Below are 17,052 nucleotides of genomic sequence, written 5' to 3'. Positions count from 1 at the left end.
GTTAATATTTATTAATTAATATATGAAATTATGCATAATTTATTGTATTTTAGATCCTATTATAGATATTCCACCCTTTTCACAAGTAATAATCAGAGGAAAATCTGGTCCTCTCTCCCCATCTATGTCTGTAACGATATCCTCGTGACATTCTATTTCGAGCTTACTAGTCTTAAAATAAACAATTCCCTCAACATTCTCAAGGTGCTCATTTCTTAACATTTTGATGAAAATATTTAAAATGTTTTTCATATTTCCAGCCTTTATTATTATTACATCTAAAAGTCCATCGTCCACTTTAGCCTTGTATGCAAACCTCATACTTCCTGCGGTTTGTCCATTAAATACTAACATTAAGTACATATCACCATCAAATAAAACTTCATCTGAAGTGACCTTTATCTTTAATTTTCTGAAATTTGGCAATTGCTCTATTCCCTTTACATAATACGCCAATTTACCTATAGTATTTTTAAGATTCATATCCATTTTCTGAGATATATCTGTGAATAACCCTGTACTCGCTACGTTTACAAAATATTTATCATTTATCTTTCCTAAATCTATCTTTTTTGCATCACTATTTAATATCTGATAACACGCATCATACACATCATGCGGCATTCCTATATAATTTGCAAAATCATTTGCAGTGCCTACGGGAAGTATTGCTATAGGCAAATCGATTTTCCTTTTTTTCATCTCATTTACTACACTATCTATTGTTCCATCGCCACCTGCTATTAAGACATATTTATAACCTTCATCTATGTCAAAAAAAGCATCTGATATAGGATATTCATTACATATTCTATATGGTACTATTGTATACTTATATTTTTGATGAATCATTATTATTTGATCTAAATCTGATGTTATAGTGCTTTCTCCAGAATATGGGTTGTAAATAAACTTCACCTTATTCATTCCATTCTCTCCTATTTCCGCCTAATTTAACGATTTATTTATAAACATTATACCTCTTTAAAATTAAATCCACAAGATTCCATTTTCTTGTGGATTTTCACTAAATAATATTAGACTTATTTACAATTGGCTTTAAAAACAATGTGAACAAGGAATTGAAATTTCACCCAAGACGTCTGTAGTTTCCTGTTTTAAATTTGGTTCTAATGCTAAATCTCCTAGTGATACGATCCCAATTAATTCACTATTTGAAGTAATTGGCAATCTTCTTATTTGCCTCTCACCCATAATCCTAGTAGCATCATTAACATCTATATTTTCATCTCCTACTACTGGGTTAGAAGTCATAATTTCTCTTATATTTTGTATTTTAGTGTCCTTACCTTCTGCTACACATCTTAAAATTATATCTCTATCAGTTATAATACCAACTACTCCTCTACCCTCTGTATTTACGGGAATTGATCCTATATTATACTCTCTCATAATTTGGGCTGCACGTTCAACTGTATCATCTACCGATAAACTTATAACTTCTTTAGTCATTATTTCCGAAATTTTCATTTTATAATCCTCCTCATATCTCTTTATGTTAGATAACGATTATTATATTTTAACCATAATGAAAAATTTATATTAATGTTTTTTATTCTGCTTATATTTTTTTTAGAAAACATAAAATCATCTCCTTGGTCGCTGCAATATTTGTATATTTTATTATTATTATAAAATACTGTATAATTAAAAATATCTTTTATACAAATTATATGCTAACCTAGTATTAAGTTTATAATGCAATTTTATTATTTAGGGAGTGGTGTTTAGTGGAAAAATCTTTTATACCAAATATTCTTACCTTTGGAAATTTAGTTTTTGGTTTGTTATCTTTGTTAATGACATTTCAAGCTAATTACAAGTTATCTGTAATTTTTATATTGTTAGCTGCTCTTATGGACAGATATGATGGTCAAGTAGCACGACTTTTAAAAGTATCTAGTGAACTTGGAAAAGAACTAGATTCATTAGCAGATTTAGTATCTTTTGGAGTTGCACCGGCTGTATTAATATTTAATTTATATGATTTCATCTCGCTTGGAAATTTAGGTTATGTTTGTTTTTTAGTATACCCTGTAGCTGGTGCATATAGACTAGCAAGATATAATAACTCTACATTTAATAATGTTTATACAGGTATTCCTATTACTTTAGCCGGAATACTCGTAGCACTTTATGCTCTAGTTACTTTAAACTCACCGCATAACTTCCCACTTACTATTATTATAATGTTTATACTCTCTTACCTTATGGTAAGTAAATTTAAAATTAAAAAAATGTGACAAAGATTTGAATTATAATATAAAATTCATTTTAAATCTCTATTATTAATTTAATCATACAAAAAATGCCTATTAGTTAAATACATTTTTTATGTATTTAACTAATAGGTACCAATTAATATTTCTAATATTCTTATGATTCACGTAAAATCAAACAACTTACCTTAATCTTTTAACCTTAAGTCCTCATCAATTTCTGTTTCTATATACTCTATTTGAAGCTTGCTTTTCATAATTTCGGTTTTCATTTTACAATAAGACATATAACTATAACTTGCATCATCTAACACCTTTATTGTCTCGTCTATAATATTTCCTACCCCATCCGCTCTTTTAAGTGCATCCTTAACGTCGCTTTTTTTAGATAATGCAATTCCATTTAATTCATTTGCTCCGCCTATTAATAAACGATATGAATTAACTAGTTTAGTTAATACATCTGCCAGATTATTTATATCATTGTAATAATTCTGAACTACTCTTCTATGTGCCAAATAATCACCTTTTAGTTTAATTATATTATAAAATAAATTAAATTATGTTATATATTTTTTATTTTGATAAAATTTCTTTTGCAAGTTTTAGCCCTGTAGGTGTAGTTGCAAGTCCACCCATAGCAGTCTCTCTTAATTCGCAAGGCAATTGCTTACCTACCTTGTACATTGCAATTACTGTATCATCAAAAGGTATTCGACTTGTAACTCCACTCATAGCAAGATCTGCAGTAGTTAAAGCACTTACTGCCCCAGCTATATTTCGTTTAGCGCAAGGTACTTCAACCAAACCTGCAACTGGGTCACATACTAGCCCTAATATGTTTTTTATTACAATAGCGGCTGCATCCATTGCCATAGCAGGGGTTCCACCCATCATTTCAACTACCGCGGCCGCGCCCATAGCTGCCGCCGAACCACATTCAGCCTGACATCCACCTTCAGCACCTGATAGCGTAGCATTTTTAGCAATTATAATACCTATTCCAGCAGCCGTAAATAATGCATTAATCAAGTCATCTTCAGTTTTATTTAACTTTTCACCAGCAGTAATAACTACAGCTGGGATTATCCCACAAGAGCCCGCTGTAGGTGCTGCAACTATTTTACCCATAGTTGCATTTACCTCTGAGCAAGAAACAGCTCTTGCCATTGCTTTTATCATAAATTCACCTGTTAATGTATTTTTAGCCTGTGCATACCTGTTTAATTTAATTGCATCGCCTCCTATCAACCCACTTATTGACCTAGTTTCATTCGTAAGCCCATATTCTGCTGCTTCTTTCATAGTATTTAAATTTTTTCTCATCTTTTCAATAATTTGGCTTCGTGAAAGCCCACTCTCATCCATTTCACACATTATAGTATATTCCCAAATTGGTATATTCTTTTCCTTACATATATTTAGAAGATCTATTCCTTTGTTTACGAACACAATTTTTCCCCCTCGTAATATCTTTAGTTAAATCATCACCTGCTGTGATGCAATATTAATTATCTTACTCTTAATTATTCTCCAATATCTCTACTTTTATTACGACTCTACCAATGGTGCAATTTCTCTTATATTATATATATTGCCCATACACTTAATTCTATTTAGAACATCTTTACCCACTATAGTATCTGTTTCAAAAACCATAGTGGCGTTTAATCCTCTACTATTTCTATATACATTCATAAATGCTATATTAATATTTTCCTCATATAATATAGTACTTACTTTTGAAATCATACCTGGAATATCTTTATGCCTAACTATAATTGTTGGATAATTGCCTGTAAACTCAACCGCTTCTCCATCAACATTAAATATTAAAATATTTCCTCCTCCAACAGAGGAGCCAATAATTTTGATTAGTCTACCACTTTTTTTCGTTATAACAAACTTTACAGTATTCGGATGAACATCACCCAAATCTGCAAAAGCAAACTCAACATTTAGTCCTTCCTCTTTAGCTATATTCATTGAATCCTTAAGCCTATCATCCCAAGGATCCATCCCTAAAATTCCTGCAATTAATGCCTTATCTGTACCATGTCCTTTATATGTTTTAGCAAAAGACCCATGAAGCACAAATTTGACTGACATTATGTTTTTACCCGCAATAATAGAAGCAACCTTAGCAAGCCTCGCCGCACCAGCTGTATGAGAACTTGATGGCCCAATCATAATTGGACCTAATATATCAAAAGCACTATAATTTTTCATTTTGTCCTCCTTTACCGTCTCTAAATATCATGCATCAAAATTTCTCCAACGTGCATTGCAACTGAACTTAAAACATGAAATTTAATTAAGAAATTCTAATCTTTTACTCATATTAAATTCTCTGACGCTCACACTCGACGTCCTGTCTCGGGTTCACTAGACTGCACTTCCTGTGCAGTCTCACGAGAATTTAACATTCGTAAAAGAAGAATTTCCAAATTAAATTTCAATAGTTTCGTCGTTTCATATTGCAAGTCACTTCGGAGAAACCTCATATTTTCATCTTAATATATTATACTAAATCTAAGCAACTCCCATAAAGATGAAATCATGTAGGAGTATGACAGATAGTCTATAGTGAGTTTTACAAACTCTTAGTTTATGAGTGAAAAATTTACGTATGCAGCCTAGGATGCATAACAATTAATAATTGTTATGTCCCCCTAAGGAATACCCAGAGGTCGTGCTAGCACTTCTGAGACAGGCTGCCTCATAAGTGCGTTAGTAAATTTCTCATGAAATAAACTTAGAGTTTGTTAACGAATGCTCTACTATCCGAATATCCTACATGATGAAGCTCCATGGGATAGTTAGATTGCATCAGTATTGATAAAAACAACTTCCACCAGTGAATTCTCTGATTATTGAATTATCTGGAACCAAGTCTTTGTCTACATCTTTAAAGAAGTTTAAGAAACTTCTTAATTTACTTGCTTGATAATATACTGGGCTATCTTCACCCAATTTATTAAGCTCTTCTAATGCAAATTTCTTAAGCACACAAAGCTCATAGACTGAACTAGAGTTAAACATTACATCTGCCTGCTCTTGAAATACAAAAATATTTTTTTCCTCTCCACGTTTTATAGAAGGCCACATTTTAAGAGTATCTTCGGCGCCATATCCCCTAGATAAATAATCTCTAACTATTCTCCTAATCATTCTTACATCTGTTGTCGAAATTCTATTATGATCATCTACATTTAGTTGCGTTAAAGGACTTATATATATTTTAAACTTACTCTCTTTAGGTATTGATGAAGTTAATATTTCATTTAATCCATGTATTCCTTCTACAATCACAATTCCATTTTGGGGCATTTTAATTTTATTATTAACCCATTCCCTCTTTCCTGTTTTAAAATTAAAACTTGGTATTTCGATTTCCGCGCCAGAAAGTAGTAATTCTAAATCCTTGTTAAAAAGTTTTAAATCCAAAGCATATATAGATTCAAAATCATAATCACCGTTTTCATCTCTTGGTGTGGTTTCTCTATCAAGAAAATAATCATCTAACGAAATAAATGTTGGTATTAATCCATTTACAGTTAATTGAACACCTAACCTCTTTGAAAAAGTGGTTTTCCCTGAAGATGATGGTCCTGCTATAAGCACTAGTTTAGCTAATCTCCTCTTATGAATCATATCCGCAATATATGCGATTTTCTTTTCATGAAGCGCCTCTGCCACCCTGATTAAGTTAACAATGTCACCATTTACCACTTCATCATTTAGTGCACCGACACTTCCAACCCCTAGTATTTCTCCCCATTGCGCTGCTTCATAAAACACTTTAGCTAATTTTTCTTGTTTGTTAAACTTAGGAAGTCTGTCCGGGTCATCCATAGTCGGATATCTTAGTATAAAACCTGGCTCATAATACATCAAATCAAATATTTTTAGTATACCTGTTGAATAGGCCATAGGTCCATAAAAATAATCATATCTTCCATTTAATTCATAAAGTTTTATTTCCTTTGAGTTAACATATTTTAAAAGCTTTACTTTATCTTGCATATTATACTGCGTAAATATCTCCACTGCCCTCTCTTTGGAAAACGTTATTTTTCTTATAGGGATATCTGCTTTTATTATTTCACTCATTCTATTTTTTATGTCATATATATCATCAATGTCAAGTGTTTGCGTTTTATATATTTCTCCGAACAACCCTTTACTTAACGAATGTTCTATAGAAATATTAGCTCTTGGAAATAATTCTGAAATTGCTTTTATCAATACAAATTGAAGAGTCCTAACGTAGGTCGTCATTCCTATTCTGCTAGCAATATCCACAGTTTCAAAATTACCCCCATTCATAATAGCGGTTCCTAGTTCATAAATTTTATTATTAATTTTACCTAGAACTACTGGTAAATCATTTTTTAAATTATTTTCTTTAATAATATCATTTAACGTAGTTCCCTCTTTGGCTACTACGTTTCTACCATCCTTAAGCACTATATCGAAACTGCCCATTTGCCCATCCCCTATTTTTAGTTATTAGTACTATTATACTGTAATTTTAAAAAAATGTATCATTTACCCCTTATAATTTTCGTGATTTAACAAACCATATATATTATATAGTAAAGAGGTGATATTGTGCTTGTTTTAGTAATCAGAACTTTTTTCTTATACTTTTCAATAATATTTATTATGAGGATGATGGGTAAAAAGCAAATAGGTCAGCTTGAACCCTTTGAACTAGTAATTGCTTTAATGATTTCCGATCTTGCAACCTTTCCAATGGAAGATATAAGAATACCACTTTTACATGCCATTATACCAATAATTACTTTGCTATTTCTGCAAGTAGCTTCATCTTATATTGAGCTAAAAAGTGAAAAGGCTAGGAAACTCTTAACGGGTACCCCCAGCATATTAATAAGAGACGGCAAAATTGATGTCAAAGAGCTAAGATATCAAAGATTTAATATTAATGATTTGTTAGAAGAACTTAGATTAAAAGGATATTTTAATTTATCCGATATCCAATATGCTATTTTGGAGACTAGTGGTGCATTGTCTATATTACCAAAAACCGGTCAATCTACGGCTACAAAAGATGATTTAAATATAACCATAACTCAAGAGTCTTTACCTATACCCTTGATTATGGATGGTATCATTAATTATAAAAATTTAAAACTTTTAGAAAAAGATGAAACTTGGCTAAAAAATATATTAAAAAAAAATAAAATCTCCTATGCAAGTGATCTCTTCATAGGAATGCTTGACTCTAAAAATAAGTTTTATTATCAACTTAAAGAAGGGAAAGGTAATAAAAAATGAAAAATGTTTTGATAGCCTTTAGCTTGTTCGTTATAATGATGGTAGGAATATTTTTATCTGTAAATATTATAAACGTCAAATGTAGCAAGTTACAAGATTTAAATTGTACTCTTGAGAGCTATATAATTAAAGAAAAGTATCAAGATGCATACAAATTATCACTAAACTACATAGCTGAGTGGAAGAAAACTTCTAAACTTTTAACTATATATACACACCATGAAGACTTAGATAATATAGATAGTGAGATTTTAAAATTAACTCAATATATAAAAATTAAAGATAAGTCAGAAGGATTAGCCACTGTTCATGTTATGAAATATCTTGTTGATCATATAATGTCCCATGAAAAGGTATCTATAAGCAATATTTTTTGATTTATAGATATCATTTATAGTAAAAGGGTAGAAAATAGTCCATTTATAGCTTATAATTATAAGGAATCATAAAAAGTCCCGCAGGGACAATAAATGTCCCTGCAAAATTTGAAAGGTGGAATTAATATGGCTTTAGTTACTACTACTAAAATGTTTGAAAAGGCAATAGAAGGAAATTACGCAATTGGTGCTTTTAACATCAATAACATGGAAATAATTCAAGGAGTTATCGACGCTTGTGCAATTCACAAGTCAGCTGTTATACTTCAAGTATCAGGTGGCGCTATGAAATATGCAAGACCAACTTACCTTAGAAAAATGGTAGAGGCTGCTATAGAAGACACTGGTCTTGATATAGCTCTTCACTTAGATCACGGTTCAGATTTGGCACAATGTAAACTTGCAATAGCTTCTGGATTTACTTCAGTAATGTATGATGGTTCTCATTTTGATTATGAAGAAAATGTAAGAACAACTAAAGAAGTAGTTGATTTTGCTCATTCTAAAGGCGTTGTAGTTGAAGCTGAGCTTGGTAAACTTGCTGGAGTTGAAGATGCTGTTAGTGTTTCAGCAGCTGATGCAACATATACTGATCCAGAACAAGCAGTAGATTATGTAACAAGAACTGGTATAGATTCTTTAGCTATAGCTATAGGAACAAGCCATGGTGCATATAAATTCAAAGGTGAACCTAAACTTGATTTTGAAAGATTAACTTTAATTACAGAAAAATTAGAAGCTGCTGGTCTTCATAATTTCCCAATAGTTCTTCATGGTGCATCTGCTGTAGATCAAGAATATGTTACTATGATCAATGAATTTGGTGGAGAAATGAAGGGTGCAAAAGGAATCCCACTAGAAATGCTTAGAAAAGCAGCTTCTATGTCTGTTTGTAAAATAAACATGGATACTGATTTAAGACTTGCAATGACTGGTTCAATAAGAAAAGTACTTACAAAAAATCTTGGCGAAATAGATCCTAGAAAATATTTAGGAGAAGCAAGAACTAATATAACTAAATTAGTTGAAGGTAAAATTACTAATGTTTTAGGATCTTCTAACTCATCTAAATAATTTAAATCAATATAATTTAGATTAGTCTAAATTTAAGTAATTAAAACTAAAAGACTCACAGTATATTATATTACTGTGAGTCTTTTTATTGTACAAAAATTATAATGTTTTATACACAAAAAAAGTATCTATTACGTATAATGCATTTGAGCAAGCTTTAGAACTTCTTATTATATTTTTAATTAAGATGCGTTAAGAAAAGCATATGTTTGAGCGCAGCGAGTTTATGCTTTTTAGCAGATTAATTAAAAATATAATTAGTAGTTCTTAGCGAAGCGAATGCATTACTAGTGATACATACTTTTCCACCCTACTTCTCGACGTAATTGCTTACGTGTTTGATAACCATATTAATTGTCCCATCACCATTTCTTTGTATTTCAAAGCGACTATCATCATGATATGTTTCTTCATTTACATATAAATCTATATCCTTATCAATCTTGAGTCTTACTCTTTTTAATTTTTTATCTATCCATTCTTTATCAAGACTAATATTTTCGCAAATTCCTTGCTGTGCTATAAACTCAACAAATTTTTCCTTATTTTCATTATTTTCAGGAAATATCTGCTGCGACAATTCTTTAACATCAATATTATCTTCTTCCCGAAGTTTTCTTTTTATAGCACTTCTAACAACTTCTGCTTCATCTGCATTTTCTGCGAAAGTATTTTGGGTAAATTTTTCAACTGCCTTTACGAAACTTTTAGTGACATCTCTTTCATTGTCAACAATCGTGCAACCTAAATAATTATTAATAAAATAGTTTGAGTCATTCTCTTGGTTCTCATTATCCTTGGTTTTGCTCCTTTTATCAATAACCATTAAATCAAAACTATTTTCATCTCTAATTGGTTTTATAAAAGCGCATTTTTGTATCCTTTGAGAACTACCAGGTAGACCAGTAAACTGTGGCACTATATCAATTCCTAATTTTTCATCCACAAACTCAATAATGTGAACATAGTTTTTTATATAATCCATTTTAAATATACCAAGTACTGGGCCAAACTCCGTAGTAAAAGATACTACTATTAAATCGCAAGAAGGAATACTCCCCTTAGTTCTCATTAAAATAAACATTTGTTTTGCTAGTTCCTTTGAAACAGCGAGTATATTATTCTCACCATTTAAATATTCTTGAGATAAATCTTTTACTATATTTGACTCAGGAGAAAATACCCCATATTTTAAGTCTTCATCTTTTAAGCATTTTTGAATATGTTTAAGTATAAAATTATATTTTTCTTCATCTAAATCTAATGCATATTCATTCAAGATAGGTTCATCTGCATTGTTATCTAAAACATGAATAATAGCCTCATTTATATTAACTTCTTTTATATACTCCAAAAAAACACCACCTTAATAATTATCTAAGGCACATGAAAATAATTCGCAAGTTAAAGCATCTCATGAGGGACTGTAACGTCTCTACAAGAGATTAGTTAACAGCTCTGAAAGAGATGAGTTTACTTATTTGAATGTGCTTAACTATTATACTATGTATTTATGATTATAACAAAGTCATATATTGCTATCAAAATTGATAATTTTAATGAATTATTAATGTTAGTTTATTTAAGTTATGATATAATCACAATTAATGGTTAATTAATTGATTGATCATTATATACCCTAGAGTATCAAGGAGGATTATTTTGAAAGAAATAGAGCTTAGAATTATAGACATTGATGTTAATGAAATTCGAGAAAAATTATTAAGTTTAAATTGTTTAAAAGTAAAACAAGAGGATCAAATAAATAATATTTATGATTTCTCGGATAAAAGACTACTACTCGGTAAAGGCTATGCAAGAATACGTACAGTTAAAGATAATTTAAAAAATTCAACTATTCACTATATCACCACAAAAAAACTTATAAGCCAAGAAAAATACAAAATTATGGATGAGCATGAATCTGAAATTAAAGATGAAGTTGCAGCGAGGGGAATATTTGAAGCCTTAGGCCTCGAGCTTATGCAGTCTATTAAAAAATATAGAGAAAGCTATAAATATAAAAATACTCTTATAGAAATCGACATAAATGAGAAGGAATTCTGTCCTTTTCCTTATATAGAAATTGAAAGTGCATCAGAACCTGAGATTGAAGAAGTTGTAAGATTACTCGGTTACAGTCTAGAAGATACTACCTCTAAAAGCATTTATGAAATATTAAAATCAAAAAAATTAATGGAAAAGCTATAATGTTTGGATATGTAACTCCATGTAAAATGGAAATGAAGATAAAAGACTACGAAAAATTCAAAGCTTATTATTGTGGTCTATGTAATTCCATAAAAAATGATTTTGGTAATCTTCCAAGACTTACTCTAAATTTTGACATGACATTTTTAGCAGTACTTTTGGATTCCTTATCAGAAAGTAAATATAATTTCGTTAAATTTAAATGTTTAATACACCCATTAAAAAAAAGACTTATGATAAATAATAATAAAGCTTTAGATTACGCTGCTTTTTGCAATGTTACATTAGCTTATTATAAACTAATAGATGATGTCCAAGATAATAAAACAATGAAGAGCAAAATTTATTCAATATTTTTAAAAACCTATTTACCAAAAGCAGAATTATCATATACTGATGTAATGGAGTATACAAAAGACAAACTGTTACTTCTAAACACTCTAGAGGCAAATCATAATGATATGGGCATTGATGAGCATCTATCTATAGATGAACAGCTATCTATAGATGGGTTATCGCATGTCTTTGCTGATCTTACAGGTTTTATAATATCTTTCTATTATAAAGAAGCCTCTTTTAAAGATGATTTATACTGGCTTGGATATAATTTAGGTAAATGGATATATATTATAGATGCTTATGATGACTTAGAAAAAGATATAAAAAGTAATTCTTTTAATGCTATAAATTCATTACTTAATACAGATAATCTGGATTTCAAAAGTTTTTCTATATTAATTAAGCCAAGAATTGATTTTATATTGGCTACTTGTGCCTCTTCGTGCTTAAAATATTTGAATAATTTGCCTTTGATTAAAAATGAAGATATATTAAGTAATATACTAGAGCTAGGACTCATGGAAAAAATGGATAAAGTGTTTAATAAAGAAACTATTGATAATTTAAAAGGAGTGGAAGATAAAAATGGCAAATCCCTATGAAATACTTGGTGTAAAAGAAGGAACGTCTAAAGAAGATATTAAAAAAGCCTATAGAGAACTAGCAAAAAAATATCATCCTGATCAATATGGTGATAATCCATTAAAAGATTTGGCAGAAGTTAAAATGAGAGAACTAAATGAAGCTTATGATACACTTATGAAAGGCAATGGATCTTCTAATAATAACAGTTCATCAAACAATTATAGTTCTTCTAATAATGGTTCAAGTTCAAATAATGACTACAATAATAACAATATATATCAATCTATAAGAATGGATATAAATAGTGGTAACCTCCCCTCTGCTGAGCAGAAATTAGGTTCAATGAACACAAAAACTGCTGAGTGGAATTTTTTAATGGGTACAGTTCACCTAAAAAAAGGTTGGCATGATAGTGCTTATACTTTTATTAATCGTGCCTGCACTCAAGAACCTAATAATGTTGAATATAGACAAAGTTTTAATCAATTAAATAATCAATCTTCAAATTATAGAAATAACTATTATGGTAGGACAAATAACAATTCCGGCGGTATGGGTAACATGTGCCTTAACCTCTGGTGTGCAGATACCATTTGTGAATGTTTAGGCGGAGATCTTATTTCGTGTTGCTAAGTCTATTAATTTAGGAGATGATTTTATGAAATCTAACCATATTGCTAAAGGTGGAATATTCGCAGCACTTAGTTTGATATTACTATATATCTCTTCCGTTATACCTACAAACAGATTATCTGTACTATGTATAGCTTCTTGCATTATTCCTCTTTCCATTATGCTTACTGGAGTAAAGAATACTGTTGTAGTCTACGGTGCTGTTTCCTTACTTAGTTTATTTATTATACCATCAAAGCTTATAGGCCTGAGCTATATATTGATTTTTGGTTCCTATGGTTTTGTAAAATATTATGTAGAAAAGCTAAGAAATATTCCTATAGAAATTGTACTAAAGTTATTGTATTTTAATATAACCTTCGGTATAATCATATTTATATATAAAATGTTATTCCTAAAAATTCCAAATATAAATATAAATATTTATTTGCTCCTTATTATTGTAGAGGTTGCCTTTGTAATCTATGATTATGCACTTACTGCTTTTATAGCTTATGCTAATAAACACCTCTTAAAAAAATTTAAATAAAAAATACCCTAAGTGCTCATGAGCTTATGGTATTGACACAAAATTTTATTTAAATTATAATGGATAATAATCCAGCAATAAACAGACACTAATATAATAAATAGCTTTGATTAGGAGTATTAGTATTTATATCATTTTTTAGAGAGCTGCTGTTAGCTGCAAAGCAGTAATGATACAATATGAACTTACCTATGGACTTACTTGTAAGTATAGACTTACATCGTAAGTAAAAGCCTACTTGTAAAAACAAGTACGGTTAAAACCGTTATATTTGCAAGTGAGGTGTAAAACCTAACTAGAGTGGTACCGCGGAATATTACTTTCGTCTCTTTTTTGAGATGGAAGTTTTTTTTATTTTATAATTATACATATTTTTACATTGAATCACAAAAATCTATATAGAAAAAATAATTAATTATATTTAAGATTAAAAGATTAAAAGGAGGAATATTAATGGCAAAATATAATACAGGCATAGATGAAAAATGGCAACAAAAATGGGAAGACACGGATCTATACAAATTTGATGAGAATAATATTGAAAGAAAATTATATGTACTTGAAATGTTCTCTTATCCATCTGGAAGCCAATTACATGCTGGACATTGGTTTAACTATGGCCCTGTAGATACTTGGGCTAGAATGAAAAGAATGCAAGGATATAATGTATTTCAACCAATGGGTTTTGACGCTTTTGGGCTACCTGCCGAGAACTACGCAATAAAAACAGGTGTTCATCCAAAAGATTCTACTGAGCAAAATATTGTTAATATGAAAAAACAATTAAAAGCTATGGGAGCTATGTTTAATTGGGATCATGAAGTTGTAACTTGTAGACCTGATTATTATAAATGGACTCAATGGTTATTCTTAAAATTATTTGAAAAGGGTCTTGCTTATAGAAAAAAAGCCCCAGTAAATTGGTGCCCTAGTTGTAATACAGTTCTTGCAAATGAACAAGTACTTGCAGATGGTTCTTGCGAGAGATGTGGCACTGAAGTCACTAAAAAGAATTTAACTCAGTGGTTTTTAAAAATTACTGACTACGCTGAGGAACTACTAGAAATGCTTGACACTTTAGATTGGCCAGAAAAAACTAAATCAATGCAAAGACATTGGATAGGTAAATCTACTGGTGCTGATGTTACTTTTAAGGTATCAGATTCTGATGTAGACTTTAGTGTATTTACAACAAGGGTAGACACTCTATATGGCGTTTCATATGTAGTTATAGCCCCTGAAAATGATCTTGTTGACATCCTTACTAAGGATGAATACAAGGATGCTGTTGAATCTTATAAATATGATGCTAGGAAACAAACCGACATAGAAAGACAATCTATTACAAGGGATAAAACTGGTGTATTTACAGGTTCTTATGCTATAAACCCTATAAATGGACGCAAAGTTCCTATTTGGATTGCAGACTACGTTCTAAACACTTATGGAACTGGTTGCGTAATGGCTGTTCCAGCTCATGATGATAGAGATTTTGCCTTCGCTACTAAATACAATTTACCTATTGAAAGAGTAATCGTTGGTTTTAAAAGCAAGAATGATGACGATGAAAAACTTCCTTATACTGAACATGGTAAAATTATAAATAGTGAAGAATTTAATGGTTTATCTACAAAAGACGCAAAAGAAGCAATAGTTAAGAAATTAGAAACCATGAATTTAGGTTCTGGCAAGGTAAACTTTAGACTTCGTGATTGGTTAGTTTCAAGGCAAAGATATTGGGGCGCACCTATTCCAATAATTCACTGTGATAAATGTGGAACTGTTCCTGTACCTGAGGCTCAGCTACCAGTAGAGTTACCTTATGATGTGGAATTTACACCAAACGGCGAATCACCCTTAGCTAAATGTGAGGAGTTTATTAATGTAACTTGTCCTAAATGCGGAGGCCCGGCTCATAGAGAGGCTGATACCTTAGATACATTCGTTTGTTCTTCTTTCTACTATTTAAGATATGCAGATAATAAAAATAGTGAAAAGGCTTTTGATACAGACTTAATAAACAAAATGTTACCTGTAGACAAGTATGTAGGTGGTCCTGAACATGCATGCATGCACCTACTTTATGCAAGATTTATCACAAAAGCTCTTCGAGATATGGGATATTTAAACTTTGATGAACCATTTTTATCTCTTACTCACCAAGGTTTAATACTCGGAGAAGATGGATTAAAGATGAGTAAATCCAAAGGGAATACAATCTCACCAGACAAGTACATAAAAGAGTTTGGAGCAGATGTATTTAGAATGTACCTAATGTTTGGTTTTGGCTATACTGAGGGTGGCGCTTGGAGTGATGATGGTATAAAAGCTATATCAAGGTTTGTTGATAGAATTGAAAGAGCTGTAGACACCGGAAGTGACGAAATTTTAAAAAACACTAATAATGTAACTTCTATCGGTGCTAATGAGAAAGAATTGAACTATTGGAGAAATTTTGCAATAAAAGGTGTTACTGAAGATACTGAGAAACTTCAATTTAATACTTCAATTGCAAGACTTATGGAACTTACAAATGCTGTATCAAAATATGTTAATTACGAAAGTATAAACAGTAAATTATTAAAAGAAGTGCTTATAGATTATCTTAAGCTTTTAGCTCCCTTCGCTCCTCACTTTTCAGAAGAGAAATGGGAGACATTAGGTATGGATTACTCCATATTTAACCAAAGCTGGCCTACCTTTGATGAGAGTGCTCTTATTAAAGATGAAGTAGAGATTGCCATTCAAATAAATGGTAAGATTAAATCTAGAATAACTATAGCTCAAGGTTTAGATGAAGAAAGTATAAAGCAAGCCGCTTTAAATGATGAAACATTCATTGCCGCTCTTGAAGGTAAAACTGTGCGCAAGGTTATTGTAATCAAAGGACGACTAGTTAATATAGTAGTTTCTTAAAAAAAGGGAGTAGAACATTTTATTTAAAATGTTCTACTCCCTTTTGATTATGCCTTATACATGTCTAATGTTTTTTGAGTTGCACGAAGTAAACTACTAAGTTCAAAAACTTCTCCTTCTTCTAATAACTTGTTTATTTGTTCTCTATACCTAGTTGCATCCATTAATTTTCCAAGAGATGATAACATAAGTATATTATTCATTATATCCGATACCAAATTAGATTTTACCTCAAATAGTTTTTGTGCATCTTTAATTTCATCTTTAATTTCTAGCATTTGTTCATCTAGTTGAAACGCAGCATCTGCAGCATTTTTAAGTTTTTTTCTTATATATTCTGGAATATCATGCTTATATTTATAATTTAGAGAATGCTCAACCGTAGCCCAAAAATTCATTGCAAGTGTTCTGATTTGAAATTCTGCGAGTATTTCAGTTTGACCACCAGCTAAGTTCACAGGATACTTTATAATCATATGATAACTTCTATATCCACTACCTTTCACATTTGCAACATAATCTTTTTCATAAACTATCTGCATATCACGTCTTTCGCGAATTAAATTTACCACCTTATCAATATCATCAACAAATTGGCACATTATTCTTATTCCAGCTATATCCTCCATCTCAAATTCAATTCTGTCCAAAGGAATACAGAATTTATTAGCTTTCTCAAGGATACTAGATATCTCTTTGACTCTCCCTGTAACAAATTCTATAGGTGAGTAGTCATTTTTACGTCTATATTCTCTTCTTATACTTCTGAACTTTACCTTTAACTCCTCCACACCCTGTTCATAAGGAATTAGAAATCTCTTCCACTCTCTTATTGCCATATCCT

17 protein-coding genes and 1 other annotated feature are annotated in these 17,052 nt (G+C 30.7%); of the genes, 9 read left to right on the top strand and 8 right to left on the bottom strand.

Features of this window, described 5'->3' with window-relative positions; genetic code table 11:
- Positions 1–39: 39 nt before the first annotated feature.
- Both LL038_RS22110 and LL038_RS22105 read right to left on the bottom strand, forming a co-directional pair.
- A complete protein-coding gene (locus LL038_RS22110) occupies positions 40–927 on the bottom strand; it encodes a YegS/Rv2252/BmrU family lipid kinase (RefSeq protein WP_216120801.1) in 888 nt (295 codons plus the stop codon).
- Between the two features lie 132 nt (positions 928–1,059).
- Positions 1,060–1,491, bottom strand: coding sequence for a CBS domain-containing protein (locus LL038_RS22105; RefSeq protein ID WP_216120799.1), 432 nt, complete (start codon positions 1,489–1,491; stop codon positions 1,060–1,062).
- 260 nt (positions 1,492–1,751) lie between these two features.
- Between LL038_RS22105 and pssA the strand changes: the two genes are divergently transcribed.
- Positions 1,752–2,264: a CDP-diacylglycerol--serine O-phosphatidyltransferase gene (pssA, locus tag LL038_RS22100; protein WP_216120797.1), complete on the top strand. Its 513-nt coding sequence runs from the start codon at positions 1,752–1,754 to the stop codon at positions 2,262–2,264.
- Positions 2,265–2,428: 164 nt separating this feature from the next.
- Here pssA and LL038_RS22095 read toward each other — a convergent pair whose 3' ends face one another.
- The 4 genes from LL038_RS22095 to LL038_RS22080 all read right to left on the bottom strand — a co-directional run bounded on the left by LL038_RS22095 (position 2,429) and on the right by LL038_RS22080 (position 6,728).
- Entirely contained in the window at positions 2,429–2,758 is a 330-nt protein-coding gene (locus tag LL038_RS22095) for a hypothetical protein (RefSeq protein ID WP_171295621.1), read from the bottom strand.
- A 58-nt stretch (positions 2,759–2,816) separates the two neighbouring features.
- On the bottom strand, positions 2,817–3,692 hold the full coding sequence (gene sdaAA, locus LL038_RS22090) for an L-serine ammonia-lyase, iron-sulfur-dependent, subunit alpha (protein WP_216120795.1): 876 nt from the start codon (positions 3,690–3,692) through the stop codon (positions 2,817–2,819).
- A gap of 99 nt (positions 3,693–3,791) precedes the next feature.
- Complete coding sequence (sdaAB, locus tag LL038_RS22085) at positions 3,792–4,469, bottom strand: L-serine ammonia-lyase, iron-sulfur-dependent subunit beta (protein WP_216120793.1); 678 nt, start codon at positions 4,467–4,469, stop codon at positions 3,792–3,794.
- A 600-nt stretch (positions 4,470–5,069) separates the two neighbouring features.
- Positions 5,070–6,728 carry a nucleoside kinase gene (locus LL038_RS22080; RefSeq protein ID WP_216120791.1) on the bottom strand — a complete coding sequence of 553 codons (1,659 nt, stop codon included), beginning with the start codon at positions 6,726–6,728 and terminating at the stop codon, positions 5,070–5,072.
- 126 nt (positions 6,729–6,854) lie between these two features.
- Between LL038_RS22080 and LL038_RS22075 the strand changes: the two genes are divergently transcribed.
- The 3 genes from LL038_RS22075 to LL038_RS22065 all read left to right on the top strand — a co-directional run bounded on the left by LL038_RS22075 (position 6,855) and on the right by LL038_RS22065 (position 8,995).
- Positions 6,855–7,544 carry a DUF421 domain-containing protein gene (locus tag LL038_RS22075; protein WP_216120789.1) on the top strand — a complete coding sequence of 230 codons (690 nt, stop codon included), beginning with the start codon at positions 6,855–6,857 and terminating at the stop codon, positions 7,542–7,544.
- Positions 7,541–7,921 carry a DUF4363 family protein gene (locus LL038_RS22070; protein ID WP_216120786.1) on the top strand — a complete coding sequence of 127 codons (381 nt, stop codon included), beginning with the start codon at positions 7,541–7,543 and terminating at the stop codon, positions 7,919–7,921. Before LL038_RS22075 ends, LL038_RS22070 begins: the two co-directional genes overlap by 4 nt.
- Positions 7,922–8,047: 126 nt before the next feature.
- Positions 8,048–8,995 (top strand): ketose-bisphosphate aldolase, encoded by a 948-nt coding sequence (locus LL038_RS22065; RefSeq protein ID WP_216120785.1) that lies wholly within the window; start codon positions 8,048–8,050, stop codon positions 8,993–8,995.
- 310 nt (positions 8,996–9,305) lie between these two features.
- Here LL038_RS22065 and LL038_RS22060 read toward each other — a convergent pair whose 3' ends face one another.
- Positions 9,306–10,349 (bottom strand): nucleoid-associated protein, encoded by a 1,044-nt coding sequence (locus LL038_RS22060; RefSeq protein ID WP_216120783.1) that lies wholly within the window; start codon positions 10,347–10,349, stop codon positions 9,306–9,308.
- A gap of 308 nt (positions 10,350–10,657) precedes the next feature.
- Between LL038_RS22060 and LL038_RS22055 the strand changes: the two genes are divergently transcribed.
- The 5 genes from LL038_RS22055 (at position 10,658) to leuS (ending at position 16,208) form a co-directional block, all read left to right on the top strand.
- On the top strand, positions 10,658–11,206 hold the full coding sequence (locus LL038_RS22055; protein WP_216120779.1) for a class IV adenylate cyclase: 549 nt from the start codon (positions 10,658–10,660) through the stop codon (positions 11,204–11,206).
- The gene (locus LL038_RS22050; protein ID WP_216120778.1) at positions 11,206–12,147 is read left to right on the top strand and encodes a DUF5685 family protein; all 942 of its coding nucleotides are present in this window, start codon (positions 11,206–11,208) and stop codon (positions 12,145–12,147) included. Before LL038_RS22055 ends, LL038_RS22050 begins: the two co-directional genes overlap by 1 nt.
- Positions 12,131–12,763 (top strand): J domain-containing protein, encoded by a 633-nt coding sequence (locus LL038_RS22045; RefSeq protein WP_216120776.1) that lies wholly within the window; start codon positions 12,131–12,133, stop codon positions 12,761–12,763. The genes LL038_RS22050 and LL038_RS22045 overlap by 17 nt, the downstream gene beginning before the upstream one ends.
- A 25-nt stretch (positions 12,764–12,788) precedes the next feature.
- Positions 12,789–13,292 carry a hypothetical protein gene (locus LL038_RS22040; RefSeq protein WP_216120774.1) on the top strand — a complete coding sequence of 168 codons (504 nt, stop codon included), beginning with the start codon at positions 12,789–12,791 and terminating at the stop codon, positions 13,290–13,292.
- Positions 13,293–13,389: 97 nt separating this feature from the next.
- Positions 13,390–13,625 (top strand) — a binding site (T-box leader).
- 120 nt (positions 13,626–13,745) lie between these two features.
- Positions 13,746–16,208 carry a leucine--tRNA ligase gene (gene leuS, locus LL038_RS22035; protein ID WP_216120772.1) on the top strand — a complete coding sequence of 821 codons (2,463 nt, stop codon included), beginning with the start codon at positions 13,746–13,748 and terminating at the stop codon, positions 16,206–16,208.
- Between the two features lie 47 nt (positions 16,209–16,255).
- Here leuS and LL038_RS22030 read toward each other — a convergent pair whose 3' ends face one another.
- Positions 16,256–17,047 carry a GTP pyrophosphokinase gene (locus LL038_RS22030; protein WP_216120770.1) on the bottom strand — a complete coding sequence of 264 codons (792 nt, stop codon included), beginning with the start codon at positions 17,045–17,047 and terminating at the stop codon, positions 16,256–16,258.
- Between the last annotated feature and the right edge of the window lie 5 nt (positions 17,048–17,052).

This window comes from Clostridium estertheticum (assembly GCF_026650985.1).
GTDB classification, from domain to species: Bacteria; Bacillota; Clostridia; order Clostridiales; family Clostridiaceae; genus Clostridium_AD; species Clostridium_AD estertheticum_C.
Note: the sequence above shows the minus strand (reverse complement) of the source record. Positions and strands in the feature narration are given on the sequence as shown.